We start from the raw sequence: 24,657 nt of genomic DNA, 5'->3' as shown, positions 1-24,657 counted from the left end.
CCGCTATCATGTGGGTCCATTGTAGCAGGCACCCGTGGTGGAGTTCCGCGCCCATGAGCAAACACAAACGCCGTCCCGTACCGGTCTTCGAACATCCGATCATCGAGACCCACTGCCACCTGGACTATCTCCAGGGAGAGCCGGTGGAAGACGTGGTCATGGCCGCCGAACAGGTGAACATCGAGCGACTGATCACGATCACGGTCTCGCCGGACAATCTGGAGACCGTCCAGCACCTGGTGGGCGCCCACCCGCGCGTCTACGGCACCCAGGGGATTCACCCGCACCAGGCGGACAACTGGCACGACGGGCTCGACCCCTTCATCCGGGAGGCCATGGCGGCAAGCCCCAAGCGGCTGCTGGCCATCGGTGAGATCGGGCTGGACTACCACTACGATTTCAGCGACCCGGAGACCCAGAAGTCGGTCTTCCGCAAGCAGCTGCAGATGGCCTCGGATCTGGACAAGCCGGTGGTGATCCACACGCGCGATGCCGATGAGGACACCATGGAGATCCTGAAAGAGTTCGAGGGGTCACTGAAGCAGCGGGGCGTTGTGCACAGCTACACCTCGGGTGAGACGCTGGCACGCTATGCGCTGGAGCAGGGCTGGTACATCGGGTTCAACGGGATCTGCACGTTCAAGAAGGCGGAGAATGTGCGTGAGATCATCGACCTGACGCCGGCGGACCGGATCCTGCTGGAGACAGATTCGCCATATCTGGCGCCGGTCCCGTACCGGGGCAAGGAGAACATGCCTTACTACCTGCCGTTTGTGGGGGAGTTCATCGCCCAGCACAAGGGGCTGGAAGTCGAAGAGTTCCTGGCGCAGGCTTACCGGAACAGTGAAGCGGTGTTCTTCAGTCAGCAGAACTGATAAATCGTTGCCTGGTAAGGGGAATGGGGGAGTGCTCTCCGGGAATCGCCACGAGTACATCCATGTAGGCTGCTCTTCCGCCATCCCTGGCTCCAGAGCTTCCCGGAGAGCACTCCCCCATTCCCCTTACCGATCAGGCGTTATTGGTGATTCGGCTGCACCAGAACCCAGGGAGCGACAACCAGAGCCCAGACTGTCGCATCCGAATCATGCCACCCCTGAGCCTCATCCGGCTTAACCTCACCCACGGACCCATCCTGGATCCACTGCTGGAAACGGGCCTTGTCATCCCGCACCAGTGACAACCCAACCTCGATCAGATCCTGCCCCGGGGCAACGCGTACCACATTGCCGCGGGCGTAGAACCGCTGCAGCTCCACCCAGCCGATCTGGGCCGTCTCCTGGTGGAGTTTGGCGCGGAGTTCGTCGTCGTTTTCAGGAATTCCGTCAGTTTCAAGGGACATCAGCGTCTCCAACACGTTCGAAAGCAGGGGATCGGGGAGGGCTTTCAGGGAAGCTCTGGAGCCAGGGATGGCGGAAGAGCAGCCTACATGGATGTACTCGTGGCGATTCCCTGAAAGCCCTCCCCGATCGCCTGCCTGCTACCAATCAACAATCTGGTGACAATAGAAACAAAAACGGGTGGCCCGAAAGCCACCCGTTTTCCGCGGATCAGCCTCCCGAAGAGGCTAACCCATCAACCGCCAGAGTTCACTTGGCGATCATGTTGCGCAGCACGTAGTGCAGGATGCCGCCGCTCAGGTAATAGTTCATCTCGTTGGCGGTATCCACGCGGCAGATCACCTCGGTCTCCGTGGTGCTGCCGTCCGAGCGCTCGGCAACGAGCTTCAGCACCTGGCGCGGCTCCAGATTCTCATCCAGACCCTTGATGCTGATCTTCTCCTCGCCGGTCAGGCCCAGAGTCTGGCGGTTCTCGCCATCCTTGAACTGCAGCGGCAGAACGCCCATGCCCACCAGGTTGGAACGGTGGATCCGCTCGTAGCTCTCGGCCACGACCGCTTCCACGCCCAGCAGGCGGGTGCCCTTGGCGGCCCAGTCACGGGAGGAGCCGGTGCCGTACTCCTTGCCGGCAATCACAACCAGCGGCGTACCCTGCTTCTGGTACTCCATGGCCGCGTCATACATGGCCATCTGCTCACCGGTGGGCACGAACTTGGTGAAGCCGCCCTCGACGCCGTCCAGCATCTCGTTCTTGATGCGGACGTTGGCGAAGGTACCGCGCATCATCACTTCATGGTTACCCCGGCGCGAGCCGTAGCTGTTGAAGTTCTTGGGATGCACGCCCTTCTCCTGCAGGTACTTGCCTGCCGGGGAATCCGGCTTGATCGAGCCGGCCGGGCTGATGTGGTCCGTGGTGATGGAGTCACCGAACAGCGCCAGGATGTTCGCACCCTGGATATCCTTCGGCGGCTGCAGCGGCTTCTCAATGCCCTCGAAGAACGGCGGGTTCTTCACGTACGTGGACTCGTCGTCCCACTGGTACGTCTCGTCCTTGCTGAACGGAATGCCCTGCCAGACTTCGTCGCCCTTGAAGACATCCGCATATTCCTTGCGGAACATCTCGTCGTCGACCTTGGACACTTCGTGGGCGATCTCCGCATTGGAGGGCCAGATGTCCTTCAGGTAGACCGGGTTGCCACTCTGGTCGTTGCCCAGCGGCTCGTTCTCCAGGTCGACACGGGTAGTGCCGGCCAGGGCATAGGCCACAACCAGGGGCGGTGACGCCAGCCAGTTGGCCTTCACATCCGGATGCACACGGCCCTCGAAGTTCCGGTTACCGGAGAGCACGGAGGAGACCTGCAGGCCGCCTTCGTTGATGGCTTCGCCGATTTCGTCCATCAGCGGGCCGGAGTTACCGATGCAGGTGGTGCAACCGTAGCCAACCAGGTTAAAGCCAAGCGCATCCAGCTCCTTGCTCAGACCGGCGGTATCCAGATAGTCGGTTACCACCTTGGAGCCGGGTGCCAGAGAGGACTTGACCCAGGGCTTGCGGTCCAGACCCTTCTCACGGGCCTTCTTGGCCACCAGGCCGGCGGCCATCAGCACGCTCGGGTTGGATGTGTTGGTGCAGGAGGTAATCGCCGCGATCACCACGTCGCCGTGGCCGAGGTCGTAGTCCTGGCCCTTGACCGGCACGCGCTTGTCCTTGTCCTGGACACCGGCATCATCCAGCAGCTTCTCGAAGGTGCTCTTCATGGCCGGCATGTCGACCCGGTCCTGGGGCCGCTTGGGGCCGGCCAGGGAGGCCTTGACGTCGCCCAGGTCGAGCTCGAGCGAGTCGGAGAACTTGGGCTCGGGCTTGCTGGAATCGCGCCACATGCCCTGGGCCTTGCTGTAGTCCTCGACCAGCTTGATCTGCTCGTCGCTGCGGCCGGAGAGCTTGAGGTAGTTCAGGGTCTCGTTGTCGACCGGGAAGAAACCACAGGTCGCGCCGTATTCCGGTGCCATGTTGGAGATGGTGGCACGGTCGGCCAGCGGCAGGTTGTCGAGGCCGGGGCCGTAGAATTCGACGAACTTACCAACCACGCCCTTCTCGCGCAGCATCTGGGTCACAGTCAGTACCAGGTCCGTCGCGGTCACGCCTTCCTTCATGGAACCGGTCAGACGGAAACCGACCACTTCCGGGATCAGCATGGAGATCGGCTGACCCAGCATCACGGCTTCCGCCTCGATGCCGCCAACACCCCAGCCTAGGATGCCCAGGGCGTTGATCATGGTGGTGTGGGAGTCGGTGCCGACCAGGGTATCCGGGTAGACCTGGGTCTCGCCGTCCTGCTCCTTGGTCCAGGCAACCTTGCCCAGGTACTCCAGGTTGACCTGGTGGCAGATGCCGGTGCCCGGCGGAACCACGCGGAAGTTATCGAATGCTTCCTGGCCCCAGCGCAGGAATTCGTAACGTTCGCGGTTCCGCGTCATCTCGATGTCGACGTTGGCGCGGAAAGCGTCGGAGGTGGCGTACTGGTCGACCATCACTGAGTGGTCGATAACCAGGTCCACCGGCGACAGCGGGTTGATCTTCTCGGGATCGTCACCGGCCTTCTTGACCGCATCACGCATGGCGGCAAGGTCCACGACACCGGGCACGCCGGTGAAGTCCTGCATCAGAACACGCGCCGGGCGGTACTGGATCTCACGGCTGGAAGAGCGGTTCTTCAGCCAGCCGGCAATGGCTTCGACATCATCCTTCGTCACGGTCTCATTGTCTTCGTGACGCAGCATGTTCTCGAGCAGAACCTTGAGTGAAACCGGCAGCTGCTGCAGGTCACCGAGATGCTTCTCGGCTTCCGGCAGGCTGTAGTACCGGTACTGTTTGCCGCCAGACTCGAGGGTCTGGGCGGTCTTGAAACTATCGACAGGCGACATGGCATCCTCCCTATGTAGGGTTATTCGACGGGCCGATTATACCAGACAGCGGTTATTCAAGCGGCCCGGATCGGTGGCGGATTGTACTGGAAATGAACAGAGAACTGTAGGTGTAACCCGAGATCGGTTACGGGGGGTCAAATCAGTAACGGATGGTCAGCACGTTGTACACCAGCAGACCACAGGCGCCGAGCAGCGCCAGCCAGGTGCCCGCAACGCCCGCTGCGCGGGCCGCATGCCAGCGCCCCTGGGCTTCGTGCATGCCCCACGCGTGGCCGATCCGGCTGACCAGGAAAAGACCTCCCACGGTGTGCAACGCGGCATAGGCCACCCCGTTCATCTCCGCAATGAACATCAGCACCAGCATCAGCGGCATGGACTCGATGTAGTTGCCGTGGATGCGCGAGGCCACATTCAGCTGCTGATGCCCGCCATCACCAACACCCACCCCCAACTGCTGGCGCAACGCCACGACCCGCCACACCAGGATCAGTTTCAGGACCACAAAGACAACAGCATAGAAGGCAGTCGCGGGTGCGAGCATGGAGTCTCCTCGGTTCAGGCGTTTTCGGGCATGGCATCCACTGCTGGCTGGCCGGTCTCGGGGTCTACAGAGACGGTCAGCACCAGCGGCTGACAGCAGACGAAGCAGTCCTCCACATAGGTCTGGTCACCCAGGGAGCAGTCGACCAGGACATCGATCACCTCCCCGCAGCAGGGACAGGGCACGGGTACCGTCTCGGTCAGCGCCATAGGGTCTCAGCCTCCTGAACCGCTGGTGTAATACCAGGTCGACAGCCAGCCGGCGACATGCTCCTCCGGCATGGGCCTGCTGAGATGATAGCCCTGCATGATGTCGCACTGCATGTTCCGCAGCAGCTGCGAGGTGTCATCGCTTTCCACGCCTTCGGCGACCACTTCGAAACCAAGATCATGACACATGTTGATGGTGGTGCGCACGATGGTGGCGTCCTCCCGGTTGGCGTCCATTTCCCGCACAAAGGAACGGTCAATCTTGATCTCGTGAACCGGCAGCTTGCGGATGTAGGACAGCGACGAATACCCGGTGCCGAAATCGTCAATGGCAAGGCGGATGCCGGCGTCATAGAGACCGCGTAATGCCTGGAGGGCGTTGATGGGATTAACCATGGTGGCGGTCTCGGTCACTTCCAGAATCAGCCGCCCGGTGGGCAGTCCATGGCGCTCGAGCAACCCCAGAACCATGTCCGCGAACGCCGGTTCCTCCAGATTGCGTGCGGAGATGTTCACCGCCATGCGCACGGGATGGCCGGCGGCATCCATGGAAGCGCCAAAGAGCAGGGAGCGATCCAGAACCCACTGGGTCAGAGGCTGAATAAGGCCGGTCTGCTCCGCCATGGGGATGAATTCATCCGGGGGGATGAATCCGTGATCCGGATGGTTCCAGCGCAGCAGCACCTCAAAGCCACACACCTCCCCGGAGCTCAGCCGCACCTGGGGCTGGAAGTACAGCGCCAGACTGTCCTCCCTGATGGCCCGGCGGAGCTCGGTCATCAGGGTAAGGCGGCGCTCACTGTAGGGATTCATGGACTCGGTATAGGTCGCCACGTGGCTGACGCCGCTCTCGGCCTGATCAAAGGCGATGAAGGCGTGGCGGAGCAGGGTGGTGATGTCGGCACTGTCCTCCGGGTAAAAGGAACAGCCACCGACCATCCGCATATCCAGGCTCAGCCCGCGGAACTCCATCGGTTGGCGCAGCGCTTCCACGAGCGCCTCCATCTGGCCATGCATGGCCTCTGTCTCCCGCGGATGGAAGGCGCAGGCGAAGGTAATGCCCTCCACATGCGCAACGGCACAGGGGTTACCGCTGATGTTCTCGATGATGACCGAATCCGGGAGTCCCAGGACCACCTCATTCATCCGCCATGCCAGCTGGTACAGAAGCTGGTCCGCGTTTTCATGGCCCAGGGTCTTGTTGATGTCGTCAAAGCCCCGGAAATGGATCAGCACCAGCGCCAGGCTGCAGTCCCGCCGATGGTCCACACGCTCAGTGCACCCGCCCAGCACCACCTCCAGAAGATTGCGGCCCGGCAGCCCTGTCAGGCCATGGTGCCGCGCCTGCTCCAGCAGGCTCTGCTCCATGGATTCTCGCTCCTCCATGGCCTTCAGGCGGGCGCGCTGTTCATAGCTGAAGCGCTGCCCCATCGCGAACGTCAGCACCAGCGCCTGGGAGACCGCCCCCAGTTCCACGCCATAGCGCGTCAGGAAGTTGGAGGGCACCAGCCCGGCCACCAGCAGTATCCAGGCCATCGATCCCACCAGCAGCATGATCCAGGCCCCCATGAAGTATCGGGCAGCCCGGTGCCCCCGGACCATCATCGCAAGGCCGATGAGGAACATGATGAGACTCACCATGCCCGCCAGCATCACGGACAGCCGGGTGGACAGGTCATAGCTGATGAAGAATGCCGCCACGGTATTCAGTGCAGTGACAATGGTCAGGCCATGGAAAACATTGCTCCGGACGCGCATCTCCGGCGTGATGTTGAGGAAGGTCCGTGCGAACAGGCTGAAAAAGAGCGCAATCATGGCGGAGGACACCAGGGTCACACGCTCATTGATCTCCGGATAGCTCGGATAGAGGAACTGGAAGGCCATGCCGTGGAGACTGGCCATAAGCACCAGAAGCGTGGCATTGGTGAGCACATAGTAGAGGTAGCTGCGTTCACGCAGTGCGCCATAAAGGAAGACATTGAAGGTGATGATGATCAGTAGCATGCCGTAGAACATGCTGCGACCCACCATGTCCGTCTCATTCACCTCAAAAAAGGTCTCTGGCTTCCACAACATCATCGGAACCTGATGGGAACCGGACGTCCTGACCCGAAGATAAATCCGGCTCTCTGACTCCGGCTCGAGCTCCATCGGCAGAATGAAGGTCCGGTGGCCCATGGGTCTGGACTCGAAAGGGTAATGGTCCCCGGTCAGGTGGCTTTCGACAATGGTCCCACCACGCACCCGATAGAACTCTATATGATCCAGCAGCGGGTATCGGATCTCCAGAAGCCGCTCTACCGGCTGTTGAAGCGGGTTTTCCAGCCGCATCCGATACCAGTTTGTGCCCGCGGTATAGCCGAAATTGGCCACATCCCCCTCCACCGGCGACCAGTCCGGGCTGACCTCCCCTGCGAGAATAGCGGGCATGGTCACAGAGCGGTCGGCCGGCTCAGACCAGTACTCGAGGCTGTGGGTAGGATTCTGGCTGGTGGTGCCGGGCAGTACCGTAACCGCGCCCGCAGCGGACAGACTCGCAAGCACAAGCGCCAGCGCGAGCATCGCTCCAACGGCGCCCCGGTATGCGGTCCAGATGTGCAATGCGACCCTGCCCATGGATACTCCTGAGCCTGTGTCTTACCGGCTGCAGTATAGACAGTGAGCTGCGGCAGTGCCTGCGACTTCCGGACAGTCCGTCAGCGCAGCTGCTCCAGAAGTGCCGCATGGGCCCGCATGCCACGATGGAAGCAGGTCACCTCGAATTTCTCATTGGGGCTGTGCATGCCGTCATCCTCCAGGCTGAAGCCCATCAGCAGCGTATCGATGCCGAGGATGTCCCGCGCCCAGGCCGCAATGGGGATAGAGCCGCCGCTGCCCAGCAGAACCGGCTCGCGGTCATAGACCGCATCCAATGCGCTCAGGGCGGCCTTGAGGTACCGGGATTCCGTGGGAATACGGATGGCAGGGGCCGCCGAGTGCACGGTGAGCTCAATGGAACAGCCCGCCGGCGTGTGGTCATCAATGAAGCGGCGCAGGCTCTCGATAATGCGGTCCGGGTCCTGGTCCGGCACCAGCCGGAAGCTCACCTTGGCGCTGGCCTCCCGGGGGATCACCGTCTTGGCGCCGTTGCCGGTGAAACCGCCAATGATGCCGTTGATGTCGCAGCTGGGCCTCGACCAGACCCGTTCCAGCAGGCTGCGGTCCGACTCACCACCGCCTGCAGTGGTCACGCCAGCGGAGGCAAGGAAGCCGGTATCGTCCATATTGAGGGCTTTCCAGGCGGCCAGCTCCTCGTCGGAGGGTTCCACCACGCCGTCGTAGAACCCGGGCACCTGAACCCGGCCCTTCTCATCCTGGAGTGCGCCGAGTACTTTTGTGAGACCATTGATCGGGTTTTCGATGGCACCGCCGTAGAAGCCGGAGTGCAGGTCATGGCCCGGGCCACGACAGGTCAGTTCGGTGTAGAGCAGGCCACGGAGGGTGTAGGTGATGGCAGGGGTGTCCACGTCCCACATGCCGGTATCGCTCACCACGCAGACGTCGGCCTTGAGCTCGTCCCGGTAGCGCTCCAGCACTGGTCGGAGGTTCCTACTGCCAACTTCCTCTTCCCCTTCAAGCAGCACCGTCACCTGTATCGGCAGACCGCCGTGCTCCGCATGCCAGGCCTTCAGGGCCTCGACCCACATCATCAACTGACCCTTGTCGTCGACCGCGCCCCGGGCAACCATCTTCCGGCCATGGGGACTGTCCTCGAGCGTCGGCTCAAAGGGCTCGTTGCGCCACTCCTCATACGGCTCAGGCGGCTGCACGTCATAGTGGCCGTAGTAGAGCACGTGGGTGGCATCATCCCCGGGGCCTTCATGATGGCCGATCACCACCGGGTGACCCTCGGTTTCGCGGATCTCAACGCGGAATCCCAGCGGCGCCAGCTCATCCAGAAGCCACTGCGCTGCCTCGCGCATGGCGCTCTCATAGGCTGGATCCGTACTGACACTGGGAATACGCAACAGGTCGGCCCAGCGCTCGATGGATCCCTCGAGGCCGTTATCGATGCGTTGCAGGACGGATTCCAGCATGAGGCGCTCCTTGTTCACCGGTTTCGGGGCTTTCGAGCATAGGGGAGCAGCCACGGGCGAACAAGTATTTGAAGGCACCGCGCGATCACCGTACCCTCGCGGATAACAGGGGGTAGGCCATGACCAATACTGATGGAACCGTTCCGTTCTGGGAGCGCAAGCAGCTGGAAGCAATGACGGCTGATGAGTGGGAATCTCTCTGCGACGGCTGCGGGCGCTGCTGTACCCATAAGCTTGAAGACGCGGATACCGGTGACGTCTATGCCACGCAGATCGCCTGTCGGCTGCTCGACTGCGAGAGCTGCCTGTGTTCGGACTACCCCAACCGCTTGAGCGAGGTGCCGGACTGCCTCCAGGTCACCCCCTCGATCGCGCGCAACAGCGACTGGCTGCCCAAAAGCTGCGCCTACCGGCGGATCGCCGAGGGTCGGGGGCTGGCCTGGTGGCACCCCCTGGTTTCCGGTTCACGCGCCACCGTCCATACAGCGGGAATCTCGGTGCAGGGTCATGTTCTTCCCGAGCCCATCGTCGACCCGGAGGACTATGAGGAGCACATCGTCGACTGGATCCAGGAGGAGCCCGCCCCCGTTTCTAAAGGGGCTCAGTGAGGATCCTTAAACGGCATATATAACGACCCCATAACCTCCTGGTAGACACCTTTTTCCTTGAGACCCCTGAGTTCCCGGGACAGGGCCTGGATGAAGGCCCGGTTTTTCGCCGTATCATGGCAGTTGATGCGGTCGTAGCTCTCGAGCAGGGGGCGGTCCGGGTCATAGTTCAGCCCATCCAGATGGGGCCGGATGTCCGGGAGGGCGGCGATGAGAGCGTCCAGACGGCCCATTTTCAGCATCTGGACCGCTTGCGCCTCTGAGGGTACCGACTCCAGCGCCATATCTCCCTTTATGGTCGGGCCCAGATACAGCTCATGCCCCTTGATACTCCCGACAACCCGGCCTTCCAGCGCCTCAAGGGACTCAATCGGAGGGTCTTCAGCAAGTGTGAAGATATGGAAGCTGAACCTGCCAAGGGGATAACTGTAGACGATGGCGTCGCTGCCAATGCGCCGACGCACCACATCCGTCAGTGAGAGCAGGCAATCAACCCGGGATTCCTCAAACATCCGAAGGGCACGCCGGTATGGGTAGAAAACCGGTTCCACCTTCACATCCAGCGGCTCCAGGGCGCGCGCCATCAGCCGCTGATAGATGCCGGAACCATCCGGCTCAATCAGGTTGGCCAGATTGGGCGCCGCCACGGTCACGCTCTGGCCAGCATGCACACCCGCTCCTGATGTCAGCACCAACGCCAGCACGAGGCATGCACGAAAGCATCCATTCCGCCTCATCGATCGCCTACCCATGAACCTGGTTCGATTGCGTCAGGTTAATGTTATTTGTGACCGATCACGAGCCCGAATTGCAATGATCGGTTAATTCGCCCAGGAGGCAGGCCCAACGCTGGAATCCATCACCGACAGAATCGGTGTTTCTTTTTTTAACTGGACGTTCAATCAAAATAAAATTACCCTCTCGCAACTCGGAGTTTCGGAAATCCCTTAGAAAAGGAGTCTATGCAATGAAGAAAAAGTTGATCGGTGCCGCAGTAACAGCCGCCATGTCAGCCACCGCCCCCTCACTGGCCGTTGCGACGACCAATATTTCAGCGGGGGTTTGGGCGACCTACCGGCACGTGACCAATTCCGATTTCAGCTCGCTCAAGTTCAATGAGAACCTGGATAACGAGACCGGGGGCGATATCGGTGAAGAAACCTTCATTCTGTATGGTGACCACACTCAGGATGACGGGCCATGGCGTTTATCGACTGAGGTGCGCTTTGGGCCAGGCAGCTTCACCGACCCAGTGAACAACTCAACGGGTGACCGATTCGCGATCCACAAGCTGTGGGTCGGACGGGACCTGAACGAGAACTGGGACGTTAAAATCGGTAAGTCTCAGGTGCCGTTTGGCTGGAAGACCGTGAACTTCTGGCCTGGTGACATGCTTCAGGGCGGTTACGGTGACCAGATGGATGTTGGCGCCAAATTCACAGGGCAAATGTCCGATCTGGATATCTCGATTGCCTATTTCCATCAGGATGACTGGGGTGAAACCAGCACTGACACTGTCGACGACAACGGGCACTGGGGCAGTTTCAAAGGGATTCCCGCGACCTACCGTAAGATTAAGACAGGTGTCGCCGACGTCAGCTACACCTTTGAGCAAGAAGGGAACAGCTCGACATTCGGCCTATCGGCACAGACGGGTATTCTCCAGGACATTGAAGACCTCGGAAACAAATGCGACACGACAACCTGCAGCACTAACGATGACGGCTCGCACAGCGCTTTTGCTGCATACTTTGAAGGATCATACGGATCCATCACCACCAAAGCGGAAGTGATCCGCGTTAAACGCGATATCCCCGATGCTGGCGTTCAAGCGGATATAGAAAACACCCGCTATGCGGTTCAGGGCGGTTACACGTCAGGTAACTGGTTCGCCTACCTGGATGCGACCGCAGCAACAACGGATACGGATACGAACAAGGCCGATACCGTTTACGGCATCTCTCCGGGCGTCCGGTATGATTACGGGCCTGGCTGGGTTTACGTCGAGTACCTGAACTCCAATGGTGATATCGATGGCAACGGCGATATCTACGAGTCGGACTTCGACGCCATGTACGTGACCATGGACTACTACTTCTGATCCATGCCCCACGCCACCGCCATTGATGATGGTGGCGGTGGCGTCCCCTGAACCCCGCCACCCTATCCCCAGACCAAGCCGGCTCACCCTGGAACCGGAATGGTTTCACCCACAACCAAGCGTGTTACCAACTGGCTGCTGTGATAGGTTTGGCAACCATGATCCGAAGCGCTATCTACGACACACTGATCCTCAGGCTGACCAGCCGCTGGTACGCTGAAGTGCTGGAACGGTTGCCTGCGGGCGCCTCCGTACTGGATGTCGGCATCGGAACCGCCGGCGCCCTTATTGCCAATGCCGAGCATGTCACCCGCAAACAGCTGCACATCACCGGTATCGATATCGACGGGGATTACGTGGAACGGGCACAGCAGCGGCTGGCGCAGTCCAGCCTGAGTGATCGGGTCGTGGTCCACCAGGAATCCGTCTACGCTCACCAGGGCGGCCCCTATGATGCCATCTACTTCTCTGCCAGCTTCATGCTGCTGCCCGAACCTGAACAGGCACTGCGCCACTGCTGCACGCTCCTGAATTCCGGCGGCCGGATCCATTTCACCCAGACCATCCAGAACAGCCACTCCAGAATGATGGAGGCGTTCAAGCCCGTGCTTCGACGCCTTACCAGCATCGACTTCGGACGGGTCACCTACGAGGCCGACTTCCGGGCGCAGATCGAGGCAGCGGGGCTGGAGCTGGAAACCTTCACAACCCTCGAAACCCACGGCGACCGGGCGTCCTGTCTCGCGGTTGCCCGACCCCGGAACCTCTGACAAAACGCCCGGTGTTTCATAACATGGAACCGGTAGCGGACCATGAGCGTCTGTTCAACTGCAGACGCAACCATTTCCATGCCCGAGGAAGCAGACATGTACAGACAACTCGCTTTGATGATCGTAACCGCGTTGACCCTCACCCTCAGCTCAGGGGCGATGGGGCAGGATGGCCCTCCGGATCACGCCGCCGGCAAGGGTAAGGAACGCGCGGAAAAGGCTCGCGAGCGGGCAGAAGAGCAGCGTGAAGGAGCGCAGGAGCGCGCTGAAGAAAAACGGGAACAAGCCCAGGAGCAGGAAGAAGACGCGAGGGAAGACGCTGAGGAAAAGCGCGAGGAAGCCCAGGAACGTGCTGAAGAAAAGCGGGCACAGGCGAAAGAGCGCGAAAGGGAAGCTCGCGACCGGGATGATCGGCAAAAAGAGAAAAAAGGCAAGCAGAGCAAGCGCCAGGGAGACGACATGCCCGCCGGACTCGCCAAAAAGGATGGCGCCCCTCAGGCCGGTAAAGGAAGCGAGAAGGGCCAGCAGAAGCGCCAGGAAAACAGCCAGGGCTGGTGGAAGTTCTGGGATTGAAGCCCCGATCAGCGGACCGGATCACACCCTCTTGTGGCCAGTGCCAGGTTGGTGCTGATCCGGATCTGCTCGTAGTAACCTTCAGCCGATTCAATACCCTCGGCGGCGTAAGCTCCGGCTGAGGGACTGAGCATAAGAGACAGCTCCTTCAGCGCCTGTGCGGACTGGCGATCACGCTCATACGCCTGGAACGCCTGCCGGATCTCACCACAGCTGACGCCTTCCTCGTCTGAAACCGCCGCTGTAAGCTGGCTGGACGTCTGACACCCGGAAACGGCAAACAGTGCAACAATAAGCACCGATACTGAACGCTTCACACCACCCCCTGCTGGTCCACTGCCCCTTATAAGGGTCACATTGTAAATCATATCGATGCCTCGGTGTTCGACGTTCCCAGAGCCGGGAAGCCGCTGGACGCTTGTCACTTCATCTCGAAACCGCGTTTCACCAGGAAATCCCGCATGTGCGGACGCAGTTTGGTATCAAACAGCGGCGTCAGATTCTGTGACCAGTTGCTGTCCTTATTGCCGCCAGTACGGGCTTGGTAGTAGCCCTGCATGGTCTGGTCGAAGGCCTCAACCTCATCCGGGTCCTCGCTGTAGACATCCTCCTTAAGGATCGCCTCCGCCGGCAGGCGGGGCTTCACCTCCGGATCCTGGGCCGGATAGCCAAGGCACATGCCGAAGACCGGGTAGACATGCTCCGGCAGCTGCAGCAGGTCACTGACGGCCTGCGGGTTATTGCGGATACCGCCGATGTAGCAGATCCCCAGACCCTCGGATTCGGCCGCCACCGCCATATTCTGGGCCATCAGCGCGGTATCCACGCTCGCCACCAGAAGCTGCTCGGTCATGCCCCGCACCACGTTGGCGCCGGTACGCTCCGCTGCATCCGTGGGCCGCTTCATGTCGGCGCAGAACACCAGGAAATCCGAGCAGCTCGCGATATAGCCTTGGCCGCCGGCCAATTCGGCAATCTGCTCACGGTTCTCCGGCCTGGTTACGTGGATCACGCTGTAGGCCTGAATGTGGCTGGAGGTCGCCGCGCTCTGGCCGGCACGCACCAGCTCCAGCAACAGCTCATGGGGAATCTTTTCCTCAGTGAACTTGCGAATGGAGCGATGGGACTTCAGAAGCTCGATAACTGAATTCATGAATCCTCACTGCAGATGAACACGTTCGGGTACCCAGAGGATACCCGATTTCCAGGGATTACAGTTGCTGCTGCGTGGGCCGGATGATCAGCTCATTCACATCCACATCACCGGGCTGCTCAATGGCATAGGTTATGGCCCTGGCGATGGCATCGGAGCCGATGGCAACGGAATACAGCTCATTTGCCGCTTCCTGTGCGCCCGGGTCCGTAATATGGTCGGTGAGCTCGGTTTCAACCGCGCCGGGCGAAATATTGGTTGCGCGGATCTCACCGTTCGACTCCTGCCGGATGCCTTCCGAGAGCGCCTTGACCGCGTACTTGGTGGCGGAATAGACCGCAGCGCCGGGAAAGACCGTGTGGCCCGCAACCGAGGAAAGATTGATGATATGGCCGGACTGCTGCTCCCGCATGGTCGGCAGCACCGCCGCCAGGCCATACAGAACGCCCTTGATGTTGATATCAATCATGGCATCCCACTCATCAACCTTGAGTTTGTCCAGCGGCGCCAGCTGCATCAGCCCGGCATTGGCGATCAGCACATCAATACGGCCATAGGTTTCCCGGGTCTGATCCGCCAGCGCCTGCATGGCGTTGCGGTCAGTCACATCCGCCACCTGGTAGCTCGCTTCGCCACCCGCCGCGTTGATGGAATCGGTCAGTGTTTTCAGTCGGTCTTCACGCCGTGCTGCCAGCATCAGCCTGGCGCCTTTATCGGCCAGCATACGGGCAGTGGCCTCACCCAGGCCACTGCTGGCACCGGTGATGATGACGGTTTTTCCCATAATGTCGGACATGGTCATAACTCCTCGTGATTTGAATTGCCGGGTCGCCTGTTTGCGAGTACCGATCATCCGCGGCCTGAGCCGTTTGATCTGGCGGACACCATGGGGTATTGGGTAAAATTCATCTAATTTATCTCTGTTATTCCAGATATTTTAATATGACATATCCATGCGCTATGACCTGAACCTGCTGAGAACCTTCATCGCACTCCTGGAAGAGCGCAGCGTCACGCGCGCCGCCAAGCGCCTGGGCATTACCCAGCCGGCACTGAGCAACACCCTGGCCCGCTGCCGGGAACTGTTCCAGGATCCGCTTTTCATCCGCGAACGTTATGGCATGAGGCCAACCGAGAAAGCCCTCGCCATTGGCCCTGCCATCCGCGATGCGCTGGGGGAAATCGACCATCTGGTGCTGGAGCAGCAGACCTTCGACCCGGCGACGACAACCCAGCGGTTTGTGATCGCCGCCAATGACTACGTGGAATACGTGTTCGTACCAAGACTTGTCGAGCGCCTGCAGTACCGGGCACCGGGTATTCAGATCCGCATTGTTCCCTACGGCGCGGACCTGGCGGAGACCGGCGTGGCCGCCGGAGATACCGCTCTTGTACTGGGGCGGATTGTGGACCCACCGGACAACCTGGTGGTGCAGCCATTGATGGAGGACGGTCTGGCCTGTGTCCTGCGGGCGGACCATCCCTTTCAGGGCGATCAGCTCACGCGCGACGCGTTCGAGAGCCTGAAGCACGTCAATATGCTACCTCCCGGCCGCCTGAAGAAGGGTCTGTTTGAGGCGCTCGGCCGGCAGGGTCTGGAACGGGATGTGGCCGTCTCCGTAACCCACTTTCTCTCCATCCCCGAGTTGATCGCCACCACGGACTACTGCACTACGCTCCCCAACCTGATCTGCCGGCGCTTTGTGCGAGACCCGCGCCTGCGGGTCGTGACACCTCCAGCAGACCTTGGCACCTTCCCGGTGCACCTGGGCTGGCATGTGCGCTACCGGCAGGATCCGGCGCATCAGTGGTTACGGGAGCAGATCCATGACGTAGCCAGGGAACTTATGACGGAAGGGGAAGAGGCCCGCTGAAGGTAACGGATAACGGACTGAAAAGGATCACCCCTTCACGCGGCCATGGCGCTTCTGCATCATGCGCAGCCAGAACCCGAGCCCTACGGCGACCACAGCACCGGCGACCAATCCGCTCAGGTCAGCCGCGAACTCGGCGACGGCAGTCAGACTGCTCGCGAACAGATACCCCAGGCCCACATACAGCGCCACCCATACCGTCTCCCCGGCCACACTCCATACACTGAAGCGCGCCCAGCGCATGCGCCCAGCGCCCGCCGCGAAGTTGACATAGGGCCCGAGCGGGCTGACGAACCATCGGCTCAGAAAAACGCCCATACCGCCCCAACGCTCAACAGAAGCGTGCGCCCGACCCAGCAGTGCGGCCCGGCCCCGGCGGGCCTCCGCCCAGCGCTCAAGCCACCCCGCGCATGAGCGCCCGAGCAGATAGCCGGTCTGGTCACCACTCAGGGCGCCCCCATAGGCCGCCAGGCTCACCGAAGCGAGAGGCAGGTCGCCTGAGGCCGCGAAGGCACCACCGGTGAGCATCATCAGCGATGCCGGCACGGGCACCGCCAGACAGCTCAGGAAGGTTACGGCAAACAGGGCGGCGCTGCCGTAGGTGGCAACAAGGAGAAAGACCGTGTCCGTCATTCCCTGTCACCCTTTTGGGCACGTACGGCTTCGTCAATACGGCGCTGTATCTCCTCGAGGGTCAGGCTGGAGGCCTCAGCGATCTCCTCGAGCGTGTGGCGCTCACCATCAACGGGCTCCAGCTCCAGCGCTTCACGCACCACCCCGGGCGGCAGGTCATAGGAAAGGGCCACATAGCGCGGGGTCATCCAGCCTTCCACTGGCTGATCCTGATGGGCCGGCTCGGCCCAGTACAGGCTGAAGAGCACGAGGCGTGCGGCAAAGAATGCCGTCACCACCAGCGCCGTGATGAATGCAATAAAGAGAAACCGGTGTTTCCGCCAGAGATTACGCGCAGCGGTCAGCAATGGTCTGTATCCAAGGGAAGGGGTGTCGGCGTCAGCTTATCAGCACCTGGGATGGGCAGGAAGTGACGCCAGGCTCGGGCAGGTTTAGTCTATGCAGAACGGTTCATTTCAATGCCCATGGATGTGGTCCCCATGCCAAGTGACTCACTCCGTCGTTTCGGCGGCTACCTGCGAACACGATGGGCCTCCCCGCGCCGGATCCGGTTCTGGCTGCTCGCGCTGGTCATCGCGTATACCCTGCTGGGCTTTCTCATCGCGCCCTGGCTCATCCAGTACCTGGCCGCGAGCACCGCCAAGGAAGACTTCGGGCGCGAGCTCCGCATTGAGGCCGTCCACGTCAATCCGTACACGCTCACGCTCCGGATCGACGGGCTCGCCCTGGACGACACCGACAACCGTCAGCTTCTTGGCTGGCAGCAGCTCTTCGTCGACCTGGCCTGGTCCAGCGCGCTCAACGGAGCCTGGACGTTCCAGACCATACGCCTCGACAGACCAATGATTCACGAAGAACGCTTCGCCTCCGGCAAGACACGCCTTTCCCGACTTGCGCCCGAGCCGTCGGAGGACGCCCCTGCCGAAGACGAGGCCTCGTCACTGCCCGCATTGCAGGTGGATGAGCTGCGCGTGACAGAGGCTGCTCTGCGTTTTACGGATAACCTGCGGGATGGGACAACAGAAACGGATCAACCGAAACGGGTATCGCTGGCACTGGAGGACCTAATGCTTTCCGCCAGTGACCTCTCGCTGCAGGAAGGCGCACGTTTCCCGGTCGCTCTGGACGGACAGCTCGAGGGCGGCGGCACGCTGGCCTTCGACGGCTCACTTCAACTCCTGCCGACAGCCGTCCTGGCGGGCAACGCCCGGATCAATGAACTGGCACTCAACCAGGCCCAACCCTACCTGCGCCAGTTCGCGAACGTGCAACTCAGTGACGGCACACTCAACCTGGACGGGCGGATGCAGACCGGGGCAGAGCAGCCCTTTGCATTCGAGGGCTCCGCAGGCATTGAAACCCTGAACATCCGTGAGGGCTCCAATCAGGACGCCCTCATCGGGTGGCAGAGCCTCCACACCAAAAAACTCGACCTGAATCTGGATGAAAGGCGGCTCGAGACCGCTCCCATCAGCCTCAACGGCCTGTTCGGGCGATTGATCATCAACGAGGACCGCACCACCAACTTCAGCCAGCTTATGGCGACGGCCCCCGCCAAGGCGGAAGATGACGGGGCCGCGCGCATGGATGACACGGACGACGAAACGGCCCCATTCGACATCACCATTGAGGGCGTTGAGCTGACCGACGGCACCCTCCGGTTTGCGGACCGTTCACTGCCACTGCCCTTCTCAACAAGCATCCACACATTGAACGGTCAGGTATCGACCCTGAGCTCCAGCTCGGACCAGCCAGCACAGGTCGCCCTTGAGGGCCAGGTCGCGGACTACGGACTGACGCGCGTGGACGGCACCATCCACGCCTGGCACCCCATGCGCGATACCAGCCTGAAACTGAGGTTCCGCAACCTCCAGATACCGGAATACTCCCCCTACACCGTGCGCTTTGCCGGCCGCAGGATAGCGGGGGGCACCATGGACCTGGATCTGGACTATACCGTCAGCGAACAGCAGCTCGACGGGCGCAACAGCCTCGTGCTCCGTGACCTCAGGCTCAGCGAGAAAATGGCCGTCAGCGATGCCATGGATCTGCCGCTCGATCTGGCTATCGCCCTGCTCAAGGACAGCAACGGCGTCATCGATCTGGATCTCCCGGTGACCGGCGATGTGGGCAGCCCGGAATTCGACGTCGGCGGGGTCGTCCGCCAGGCACTGACCAGAACCATCAAATCGGTTGTCCAATCGCCATTCCGCTTCCTCGCCAACCTGGTAGGCGCTGGCTCGGAAGAGCTTGGCCGGGTTGAATTCCCGCCGGGCCGTTCCGACCTGCTCCCACCCCAGCGCGAGCGTGTCGCCAAGCTTCGTGAAGCCCTCACCCAGCGCCCAGAGCTGGCGCTGGAGCTCACGGGCCCCTTCAACCACACGTTCGACGGCCCCATCCTGAAGCGCGGGAAAGCCATCGACGCCCTTCGCCAACGCCTAGCCCAGGCGGACAGAGAGACTGGAGAGCTGAACCTGACGGCCGAGGCCAACCAGGACGTTGTGGAGACAATGTTCACCACGCATTACCCGGAGGCAGATCTGGCGGCCATCCAGTCGCGCTTCACGGAAGAGCAGGGTGATTCATCGGACAGCAGTGGCTTTGATTCCCTGGCCTATCGCAATCATCTGGCTGACAGGATTATCGCGGCACAGCCGGTCACGGACGCAGATCTCAGAGCACTGGCCAAAGCCCGCGCTTCAGCCGTTCAGGACGCTCTGGTTGATGCCAGCGGAAACGGTATCGATGCCGACCGGGTGCGTGTTCTCACCCCACACAAGATCGACCCGGGGGGCAACGAACGCATTGCTATGGAGGTAGGGGTAACGGCGGAGTGAGCGGCCAGACGGAGCCTGGCCAGCGCGCCATCAGTCGTCCCACTCATGGTACTGATTGCCCTGCCTCAACAGCCAATAGGTAATGCCAAGCGCCAGCGTCGTCGCCGCAATACCAATCAGATACATGGGGGTCAGAGTGTCGAAATCCAGCACAATGACTTTCCGGGCAATGGCCATAAGCGCCGTGGCAACCACCAACTGGACTGGAAACACATTGGTCCCCAGGTAGAGCCGGATGTTGATGAAGATTTCCACCGCAATCAGCACCGCCATGAAGGCGCCGAAAGTGTAGAAAATATCGTTGATATCCAGAAGCAGGAAGGGCGGCGTGATCAACCTGTCGTAAATGATGTAGATAACATCCCCCACGCCCCAGAGAATGACGGCAACCATCAGAACGGCCAGCACGCGGATCGCAAAACGAATGACCCGGTGAAGTCCGCGAAAGAAAGGATCGGGAAAGTCGATCGGCAGCTCCTGATGGAGCCCATTCCGCTCGTCCAGGGGCCGCTGGGAAGTTGTTACGTGTCCATCATCATGTTCGGCCATTCAGGATCCCCACTAAGCCACTGCTTCCCGGTTTATTCCGGCGGTGCTTGATTGGTTCTAACCGTCACCCGAGTATGCCAGAGATGGGTCCCGATCACCCGGTTTCAGACTGACATGCCTTTTTTGCATTTCCGGCCGCGAAACCATGGCGTCGGTCCCGCGACAGCGGCTATCGTGCGCTCTGCCGCTCGCGAGTGAACGAACCATGAAACGCACCAGGTAACGACCCACCATGCATAACGACCGCATCACCATCATCGCGACACTGCTGGTCATCGGAACCGGAAGTCTCTGGGGCTTCTACTGGCTGCCGGTCCGCCATCTGGCAGCCAACGGCCTGCCCGGTGCCTGGGGGACCCTGGCCATTGTCGCGATGGCCGCACTGGTACTGACTCCTGCCGCCATCCGGGCAAGGCACCGTCTCCTGCGCTCCAGCCCGGTTGCGCTGGCGTCCATTGCACTGGGCGGTGTCGCCTTCGTACTCTATTCGATAGGCCTCGTTTACGGGCGTGTCGCAGTAGTCGTTCTGCTGTTCTTTCTCACGCCGGTCTGGAGCACCCTGATCGCCCGTTATGGGATGGGCTGGCCAACGCCCTGGCTGCGGATGCTTGCCATCGTGGTGGGCGTCATCGGTCTGGGCGTTGTGCTGGGGGCTGATGGGGGGCTGCCGCTGCCGCACGGCCTTGGGGATTGGCTGGGGCTGAGTTCGGGGCTGCTATGGGCAATCGCCACAACCGGCATCCGCTCGCAACCCGAGACCGGGTCCGTTGAGGCAGCTTTCGTCTTCGCTCTGGGCGCCTGCGTGGGGGCGGCTGTTCTGGCGCCGGTGTTTGAGCCCCTGCCGAGTCTCGCAATCGAGGCGGCGATTCCCGCGTTCGGCTGGGCGCTTGCCACCGGTGGTCTCTGGTGGGGGCTTTCGATGGTCTGCCTGATGTGGGCAACGGCACGGCTCGAGCCTGCCCGCGTCGGTATCCTGCTGATGGCGGAGGTCCTGGTGGGTGTGGTCTCAGCCGCTGTAATTGCCGGCGAACACCTGGCGCCGATCGAGATTGCCGGCGGCCTGCTGGTGCTCAGCGCCGGCGTACTGGAAGTCTGGCCGGTACGCACAAAGCGCCCGGCAACGTCCGAAGCCACATGATCTGCGATAAGGAGCGCTCATGAAACAGGTTAAGCTGCACGGCGGCGAACGCATTCCCGCGCTGGGCCAGGGCACCTGGCGGATGGGCGAGCGCACCAGTGATCACAACCGCGAAGTCGCGGCCGTACGTGCCGGCATCGAAGCCGGCCTGACGCTGATCGACACGGCGGAGATGTACGGCAACGGCGGGGCCGAGCGCATCGTTGGCGAGGCCATGGGGCATCGGCGGGATGAGCTCTTCCTCGTCAGCAAGGTCTTCCCCCACAACGCCTCTCGCGCCGGCGTCCGCGCCGCCTGCGAGGCAAGCCTGGAACGCCTGGGCACCGACCGGCTCGACCTCTACCTCCTGCATTGGCGCGGTAGCGCCGACCTGGCCGGGACCGTCGCTGGCTTTGAGGAGCTGCAGCGTGAGGGATTGATCCACCACTGGGGCGTGAGCAACTTCGATGCCGCAGACCTGGCGGATCTCTGGGCGGTGCCCGGCGGTGACGCCTGCAGCGCCAACCAGCTTCTCTATCACCTCGGCGAGCGCACCATCGAGCACGATCCACTGCCGTGGATGCGCCAACACGGCCTCCCCGCCATGGCCTATTGCCCGCTCGGCCAGGGCCGGCTTCTGGAACAACCCGGCCTGCGCGCATTAGCCGAACGTAACGACATTACCCCCGCGCAGGCCGCACTCGCCTGGCTGCAATCACAGGACGATGTCATCGCCATTCCGAAAACGAGTTCCCCGGAACGGCAGGCCGAGAACCACGCTTCAGCCGAGGTCACCCTGAACCGGGACCAGCTTGATGAGCTGGAACAGCTGTTTCCAAGACCCAAAGCTGGTGGGCCTTTGCCAATTGTGTGATTCACCGAGCCAAGGTACCGCTGAGCGCACCGGTGGCTTTGGCGTAGCGTAGCGAAGCGGAGACAAAGGCATCCGAGTGACGCGCCTGGTTAGCTGTTCCCAAGCATGTACGCCCGAAGCTGGCGCTCCTCTCGCATGACATAGAGGACGAGAACCCGCTGCTCATCCTCACGATAAAAAATGCGACACGGTGGAATCACCACCTCCCTGTACACCGAATCGGGGAGCTCCGGAGGAACCCGTCCGGACTGAGGAAAACCTTCCAAACGCTCGGTTTTATCAAAAACTTCCTGAACCAGATGACTGGCGGCGGTAGGGTTATCCAGAGCAATGTACTCAGCGAGTGCGTCCAATTCCTGAAGGGCAGGCTCCGTCCAGATTACTTGAGCCATTTACTCATTTTCTCCCTGGCCTCACTCTGGCTGTACGTTCTTCCCTCAAGTACAGCACGCTCTCCCCGTGAGAGCCCCTCAAGCAGCTCAAGTCGGCGCTGCATGAACTCGTAATCCTGCACATCAACAAGGTATGCAGATGGCTGACCATGCTCCGTGATCAGTATCGGCTCTTTAGACAAGTGCAGATCTGCCAGAATCTTTGTCGCTTGGCGCTTGAGGTTCGTAACAAGCTCAACTTTCATGGGTTCACTCTGAATCAGACCAACAGTGATACTATAGTATCACTATTCAGGTGGGGCAATCCCAGCTAACTCGAAGCTTTGCGGCAATTTTGGAGCCGCGAAGCGGTGGAAAAATTGCCCGGCAACAGCGGCTGGTTATGCATCATTCGTAGTGGCTCCAGAGCCTGAGGACTTTCACCACTTGCTCGTCCTCGAGCACTTGGTAGACAAGACGATGCTGAATATTGATGCGGCGTGAATAGGCCCCCGCAAGATCACCAATGAGCATCTCAAACGGAGGCGGCCTGCGGTATGGATCTTCAGCTATCAGCGCTAACAGTTCCTGAGCTTTTGGTTTGAGGCCGCTGGAGGCCAACTTCTTTGCATCTTTCTGGGCTTGCTTGGTGTAAACCAACTTCCATGTCACCAGTCCAGCTCCTCATTGCATTCATCCATGGGGGTATCCATCCCCTCACGAATAGACTCCCGCATACCTGGTACGGAGAGCAGGTAAAGTGTTTCCTGAATTGCAGACCAGTCTTCCTCGGAAACCAGGACGGCTTTGTTCCGCTTACCCATGATGACGATTGGTTGGTGGGACTCGGCGGTCTCGTCGATCAACCGATATAGGTTGCTGCGCGCCTCAGTTGCTGTGATTCCGGTCATGACGCACCTCTTGCGTGTTCAACTTTTCATCAAGTGTACGCCTCCGGGTACGTACGTCAAGACGAACGCCCCGCATAACGCTTTGCTCACCGGTAAATTAGGAGCATAGCGAGTAATTTATCCGCGTGGAGCTGCTTGTTAGCTATCAGGCTTTTTTCGCGGCCGCACATTTTTCTTATTGATAAGATTTGGCACGGAGTCTTCGATTTCTTGGACCGCTTCCGGATCCTGCGCCGCACCTACAATATGGAAATGGTCCTTTGTTCGCTCTTCTAATTGAACTTCGATAACACGAGGATGGGATTGAACCATGTTGAAGACGCGTTCAACCCCCGCTTCGTCGTAGGGTTTGAGGCAAATATCAAGTGGCTCACCCATCCCGTAAAATTTTGAGCGCCGGCTAAACCCATAGTTCTTGGGTGCCATAGTCGTTCGTTCCAGTCGCGCTACAGATTTCCGCAAAGACCTCATTTCCTCAAGAAGATACTCTTGTCCGGAAACCTCCGTTTCTTCAATTTTAGCAACTTTGAACTGACCAAAATGTTTTAAGAATGTTGAGTAGTTTGCATCCTCAATGGATTTCCTGTGTGTTGCCACGATCTTCTCGGCTAAGCGTTCTTTGAACTCAACAATTTGGGAAAACCGTAGATCTCTTGGGTATTCAATGTGTTCGATCGCGGATGTGTCGAACGAATAGAGTGTTTGATCGTCTTTAACAACTATAGTTGGCTTGTCGAACGCAAGCCGCATGCCCAACTCGAACATTACATTTGGATTTTTGGCGCTAACATCGACTACGACGACTGGGTTATCGTATAAATTCTGAATTATCCGCTTGTGTATGACCCCTACTTCGTCAGAGTTACTGACAACATTGGCTTCGAAGCCAGCAGCCTCAATAGCCTGAGTCAGAATACTTAAAACTTCGGTCCAATGCGCCTCGGAGCAATCCTCAATCGCGGAAATTGGAAGTACGACTCCGCATAGTGGCGTTTCTTGAGTCATGATTATCCTCTTGTAGCTAACCGTGCTGGGTGAAGCGAAGCGTAACCCAGTCACGTTGAGCGCCGTGTTGAGACTGTAGAAAAACCCCCGATTTGGTAGGCTGGCACCGAGCAACAGGGAGTCGTTGGCATGCCCCGCTTCAAGCCCTACAACTACGATCAGGACGCGATGGTGGTGATCAACTACCGCCACC

27 protein-coding genes are annotated in these 24,657 nt (G+C 60.4%); 9 read left to right on the top strand and 18 right to left on the bottom strand.

The window, feature by feature from the left end; genetic code table 11:
• Positions 1-53: 53 nt before the first annotated feature.
• Positions 54-875, top strand: a complete 822-nt coding sequence (locus GLW01_RS09790; RefSeq protein WP_151439735.1) for a TatD family hydrolase — start codon at positions 54-56, stop codon at positions 873-875.
• A gap of 140 nt (positions 876-1,015) precedes the next feature.
• Here the strand turns inward: GLW01_RS09790 and GLW01_RS09785 are convergent, their stop codons facing one another.
• The 6 genes from GLW01_RS09785 to GLW01_RS09760 form a co-directional block, all read right to left on the bottom strand.
• Positions 1,016-1,339: a DUF2288 domain-containing protein gene (locus tag GLW01_RS09785; RefSeq protein ID WP_160898934.1), complete on the bottom strand. Its 324-nt coding sequence runs from the start codon at positions 1,337-1,339 to the stop codon at positions 1,016-1,018.
• Positions 1,340-1,586: 247 nt separating this feature from the next.
• Entirely contained in the window at positions 1,587-4,259 is a 2,673-nt protein-coding gene (gene acnA / locus GLW01_RS09780) for an aconitate hydratase AcnA (protein ID WP_160898933.1), read from the bottom strand.
• Between the two features lie 142 nt (positions 4,260-4,401).
• The gene (locus tag GLW01_RS09775; protein ID WP_095615965.1) at positions 4,402-4,803 is read right to left on the bottom strand and encodes an MAPEG family protein; all 402 of its coding nucleotides are present in this window, start codon (positions 4,801-4,803) and stop codon (positions 4,402-4,404) included.
• A gap of 14 nt (positions 4,804-4,817) precedes the next feature.
• Entirely contained in the window at positions 4,818-5,012 is a 195-nt protein-coding gene (locus GLW01_RS09770; protein ID WP_095615966.1) for a CPXCG motif-containing cysteine-rich protein, read from the bottom strand.
• A 6-nt stretch (positions 5,013-5,018) separates the two neighbouring features.
• Positions 5,019-7,628: an EAL domain-containing protein gene (locus GLW01_RS09765; protein WP_160898932.1), complete on the bottom strand. Its 2,610-nt coding sequence runs from the start codon at positions 7,626-7,628 to the stop codon at positions 5,019-5,021.
• An 80-nt stretch (positions 7,629-7,708) separates the two neighbouring features.
• Entirely contained in the window at positions 7,709-9,088 is a 1,380-nt protein-coding gene (locus GLW01_RS09760; RefSeq protein ID WP_160898931.1) for a M20/M25/M40 family metallo-hydrolase, read from the bottom strand.
• Positions 9,089-9,207: 119 nt separating this feature from the next.
• On the opposite strand from GLW01_RS09760, the gene GLW01_RS09755 reads away from it, so the two are divergent.
• Positions 9,208-9,696, top strand: a complete 489-nt coding sequence (locus GLW01_RS09755; protein WP_160898930.1) for a YcgN family cysteine cluster protein — start codon at positions 9,208-9,210, stop codon at positions 9,694-9,696.
• Here GLW01_RS09755 and GLW01_RS09750 read toward each other — a convergent pair.
• Complete coding sequence (locus tag GLW01_RS09750; protein WP_160898929.1) at positions 9,690-10,367, bottom strand: substrate-binding periplasmic protein; 678 nt, start codon at positions 10,365-10,367, stop codon at positions 9,690-9,692. The genes GLW01_RS09755 and GLW01_RS09750 overlap by 7 nt on opposite strands.
• 296 nt (positions 10,368-10,663) lie before the next feature.
• On the opposite strand from GLW01_RS09750, the gene GLW01_RS09745 reads away from it, so the two are divergent.
• From GLW01_RS09745 to GLW01_RS09735, 3 genes are all read left to right on the top strand, one after another.
• A complete protein-coding gene (locus GLW01_RS09745; protein ID WP_160898928.1) occupies positions 10,664-11,797 on the top strand; it encodes a porin in 1,134 nt (377 codons plus the stop codon).
• 158 nt (positions 11,798-11,955) lie between these two features.
• A complete protein-coding gene (locus tag GLW01_RS09740; protein WP_202405660.1) occupies positions 11,956-12,567 on the top strand; it encodes a class I SAM-dependent methyltransferase in 612 nt (203 codons plus the stop codon).
• A 96-nt stretch (positions 12,568-12,663) separates the two neighbouring features.
• Positions 12,664-13,140 carry a DUF1682 domain-containing protein gene (locus GLW01_RS09735; RefSeq protein ID WP_151439726.1) on the top strand — a complete coding sequence of 159 codons (477 nt, stop codon included), beginning with the start codon at positions 12,664-12,666 and terminating at the stop codon, positions 13,138-13,140.
• Between the two features lie 8 nt (positions 13,141-13,148).
• On the opposite strand, the gene GLW01_RS09730 is transcribed toward GLW01_RS09735, so the two are convergent.
• The 3 genes from GLW01_RS09730 to GLW01_RS09720 all read right to left on the bottom strand — a co-directional run bounded on the left by GLW01_RS09730 (position 13,149) and on the right by GLW01_RS09720 (position 15,089).
• Complete coding sequence (locus GLW01_RS09730) at positions 13,149-13,457, bottom strand: hypothetical protein (RefSeq protein ID WP_225741676.1); 309 nt, start codon at positions 13,455-13,457, stop codon at positions 13,149-13,151.
• A 104-nt stretch (positions 13,458-13,561) separates the two neighbouring features.
• On the bottom strand, positions 13,562-14,293 hold the full coding sequence (nfsA, locus tag GLW01_RS09725) for an oxygen-insensitive NADPH nitroreductase (RefSeq protein WP_151439725.1): 732 nt from the start codon (positions 14,291-14,293) through the stop codon (positions 13,562-13,564).
• Positions 14,294-14,351: 58 nt separating this feature from the next.
• Positions 14,352-15,089, bottom strand: coding sequence for an SDR family oxidoreductase (locus tag GLW01_RS09720; protein WP_160898927.1), 738 nt, complete (start codon positions 15,087-15,089; stop codon positions 14,352-14,354).
• A gap of 157 nt (positions 15,090-15,246) precedes the next feature.
• On the opposite strand from GLW01_RS09720, the gene GLW01_RS09715 reads away from it, so the two are divergent.
• Positions 15,247-16,167 (top strand): LysR family transcriptional regulator, encoded by a 921-nt coding sequence (locus GLW01_RS09715; RefSeq protein WP_160898926.1) that lies wholly within the window; start codon positions 15,247-15,249, stop codon positions 16,165-16,167.
• A gap of 27 nt (positions 16,168-16,194) precedes the next feature.
• Here GLW01_RS09715 and GLW01_RS09710 read toward each other — a convergent pair whose 3' ends face one another.
• The gene (locus GLW01_RS09710) at positions 16,195-16,800 is read right to left on the bottom strand and encodes a DedA family protein (protein ID WP_151439721.1); all 606 of its coding nucleotides are present in this window, start codon (positions 16,798-16,800) and stop codon (positions 16,195-16,197) included.
• On the bottom strand, positions 16,797-17,147 hold the full coding sequence (locus tag GLW01_RS09705; protein ID WP_151439720.1) for a hypothetical protein: 351 nt from the start codon (positions 17,145-17,147) through the stop codon (positions 16,797-16,799). Before GLW01_RS09705 ends, GLW01_RS09710 begins: the two co-directional genes overlap by 4 nt.
• Before the next feature lie 132 nt (positions 17,148-17,279).
• On the opposite strand from GLW01_RS09705, the gene GLW01_RS09700 reads away from it, so the two are divergent.
• A complete protein-coding gene (locus GLW01_RS09700; RefSeq protein WP_160898925.1) occupies positions 17,280-19,637 on the top strand; it encodes a DUF748 domain-containing protein in 2,358 nt (785 codons plus the stop codon).
• A 30-nt stretch (positions 19,638-19,667) separates the two neighbouring features.
• On the opposite strand, the gene GLW01_RS09695 is transcribed toward GLW01_RS09700, so the two are convergent.
• Entirely contained in the window at positions 19,668-20,186 is a 519-nt protein-coding gene (locus tag GLW01_RS09695; protein WP_151439718.1) for a phosphate-starvation-inducible PsiE family protein, read from the bottom strand.
• 232 nt (positions 20,187-20,418) lie between these two features.
• Between GLW01_RS09695 and GLW01_RS09690 the strand changes: the two genes are divergently transcribed.
• Positions 20,419-21,324, top strand: coding sequence for a DMT family transporter (locus GLW01_RS09690; protein ID WP_160898924.1), 906 nt, complete (start codon positions 20,419-20,421; stop codon positions 21,322-21,324).
• 19 nt (positions 21,325-21,343) lie between these two features.
• Complete coding sequence (locus tag GLW01_RS09685; RefSeq protein WP_160898923.1) at positions 21,344-22,177, top strand: aldo/keto reductase; 834 nt, start codon at positions 21,344-21,346, stop codon at positions 22,175-22,177.
• 89 nt (positions 22,178-22,266) lie between these two features.
• On the opposite strand, the gene GLW01_RS09680 is transcribed toward GLW01_RS09685, so the two are convergent.
• From GLW01_RS09680 to GLW01_RS09660, 5 genes are all read right to left on the bottom strand, one after another.
• Positions 22,267-22,569 carry a type II toxin-antitoxin system RelE/ParE family toxin gene (locus tag GLW01_RS09680; RefSeq protein ID WP_151439715.1) on the bottom strand — a complete coding sequence of 101 codons (303 nt, stop codon included), beginning with the start codon at positions 22,567-22,569 and terminating at the stop codon, positions 22,267-22,269.
• Positions 22,557-22,814 carry a type II toxin-antitoxin system Phd/YefM family antitoxin gene (locus GLW01_RS09675; RefSeq protein ID WP_022992576.1) on the bottom strand — a complete coding sequence of 86 codons (258 nt, stop codon included), beginning with the start codon at positions 22,812-22,814 and terminating at the stop codon, positions 22,557-22,559. Before GLW01_RS09675 ends, GLW01_RS09680 begins: the two co-directional genes overlap by 13 nt.
• Before the next feature lie 142 nt (positions 22,815-22,956).
• The gene (locus tag GLW01_RS09670; protein WP_160898922.1) at positions 22,957-23,220 is read right to left on the bottom strand and encodes a Txe/YoeB family addiction module toxin; all 264 of its coding nucleotides are present in this window, start codon (positions 23,218-23,220) and stop codon (positions 22,957-22,959) included.
• Positions 23,217-23,459, bottom strand: coding sequence for a type II toxin-antitoxin system Phd/YefM family antitoxin (locus GLW01_RS09665; protein WP_151439713.1), 243 nt, complete (start codon positions 23,457-23,459; stop codon positions 23,217-23,219). Before GLW01_RS09665 ends, GLW01_RS09670 begins: the two co-directional genes overlap by 4 nt.
• Positions 23,460-23,597: 138 nt before the next feature.
• A partial coding sequence (locus GLW01_RS09660; protein WP_160898921.1) for a hypothetical protein occupies positions 23,598-24,657 on the bottom strand: 1,060 nt, incomplete at its 5' end.

The sequence above is a fragment of the Vreelandella halophila genome, assembly GCF_009856365.1.
Lineage (GTDB): Bacteria > Pseudomonadota > Gammaproteobacteria > Pseudomonadales > Oleiphilaceae > Halospina > Halospina utahensis_B.
Note: the sequence above shows the minus strand (reverse complement) of the source record. Positions and strands in the feature narration are given on the sequence as shown.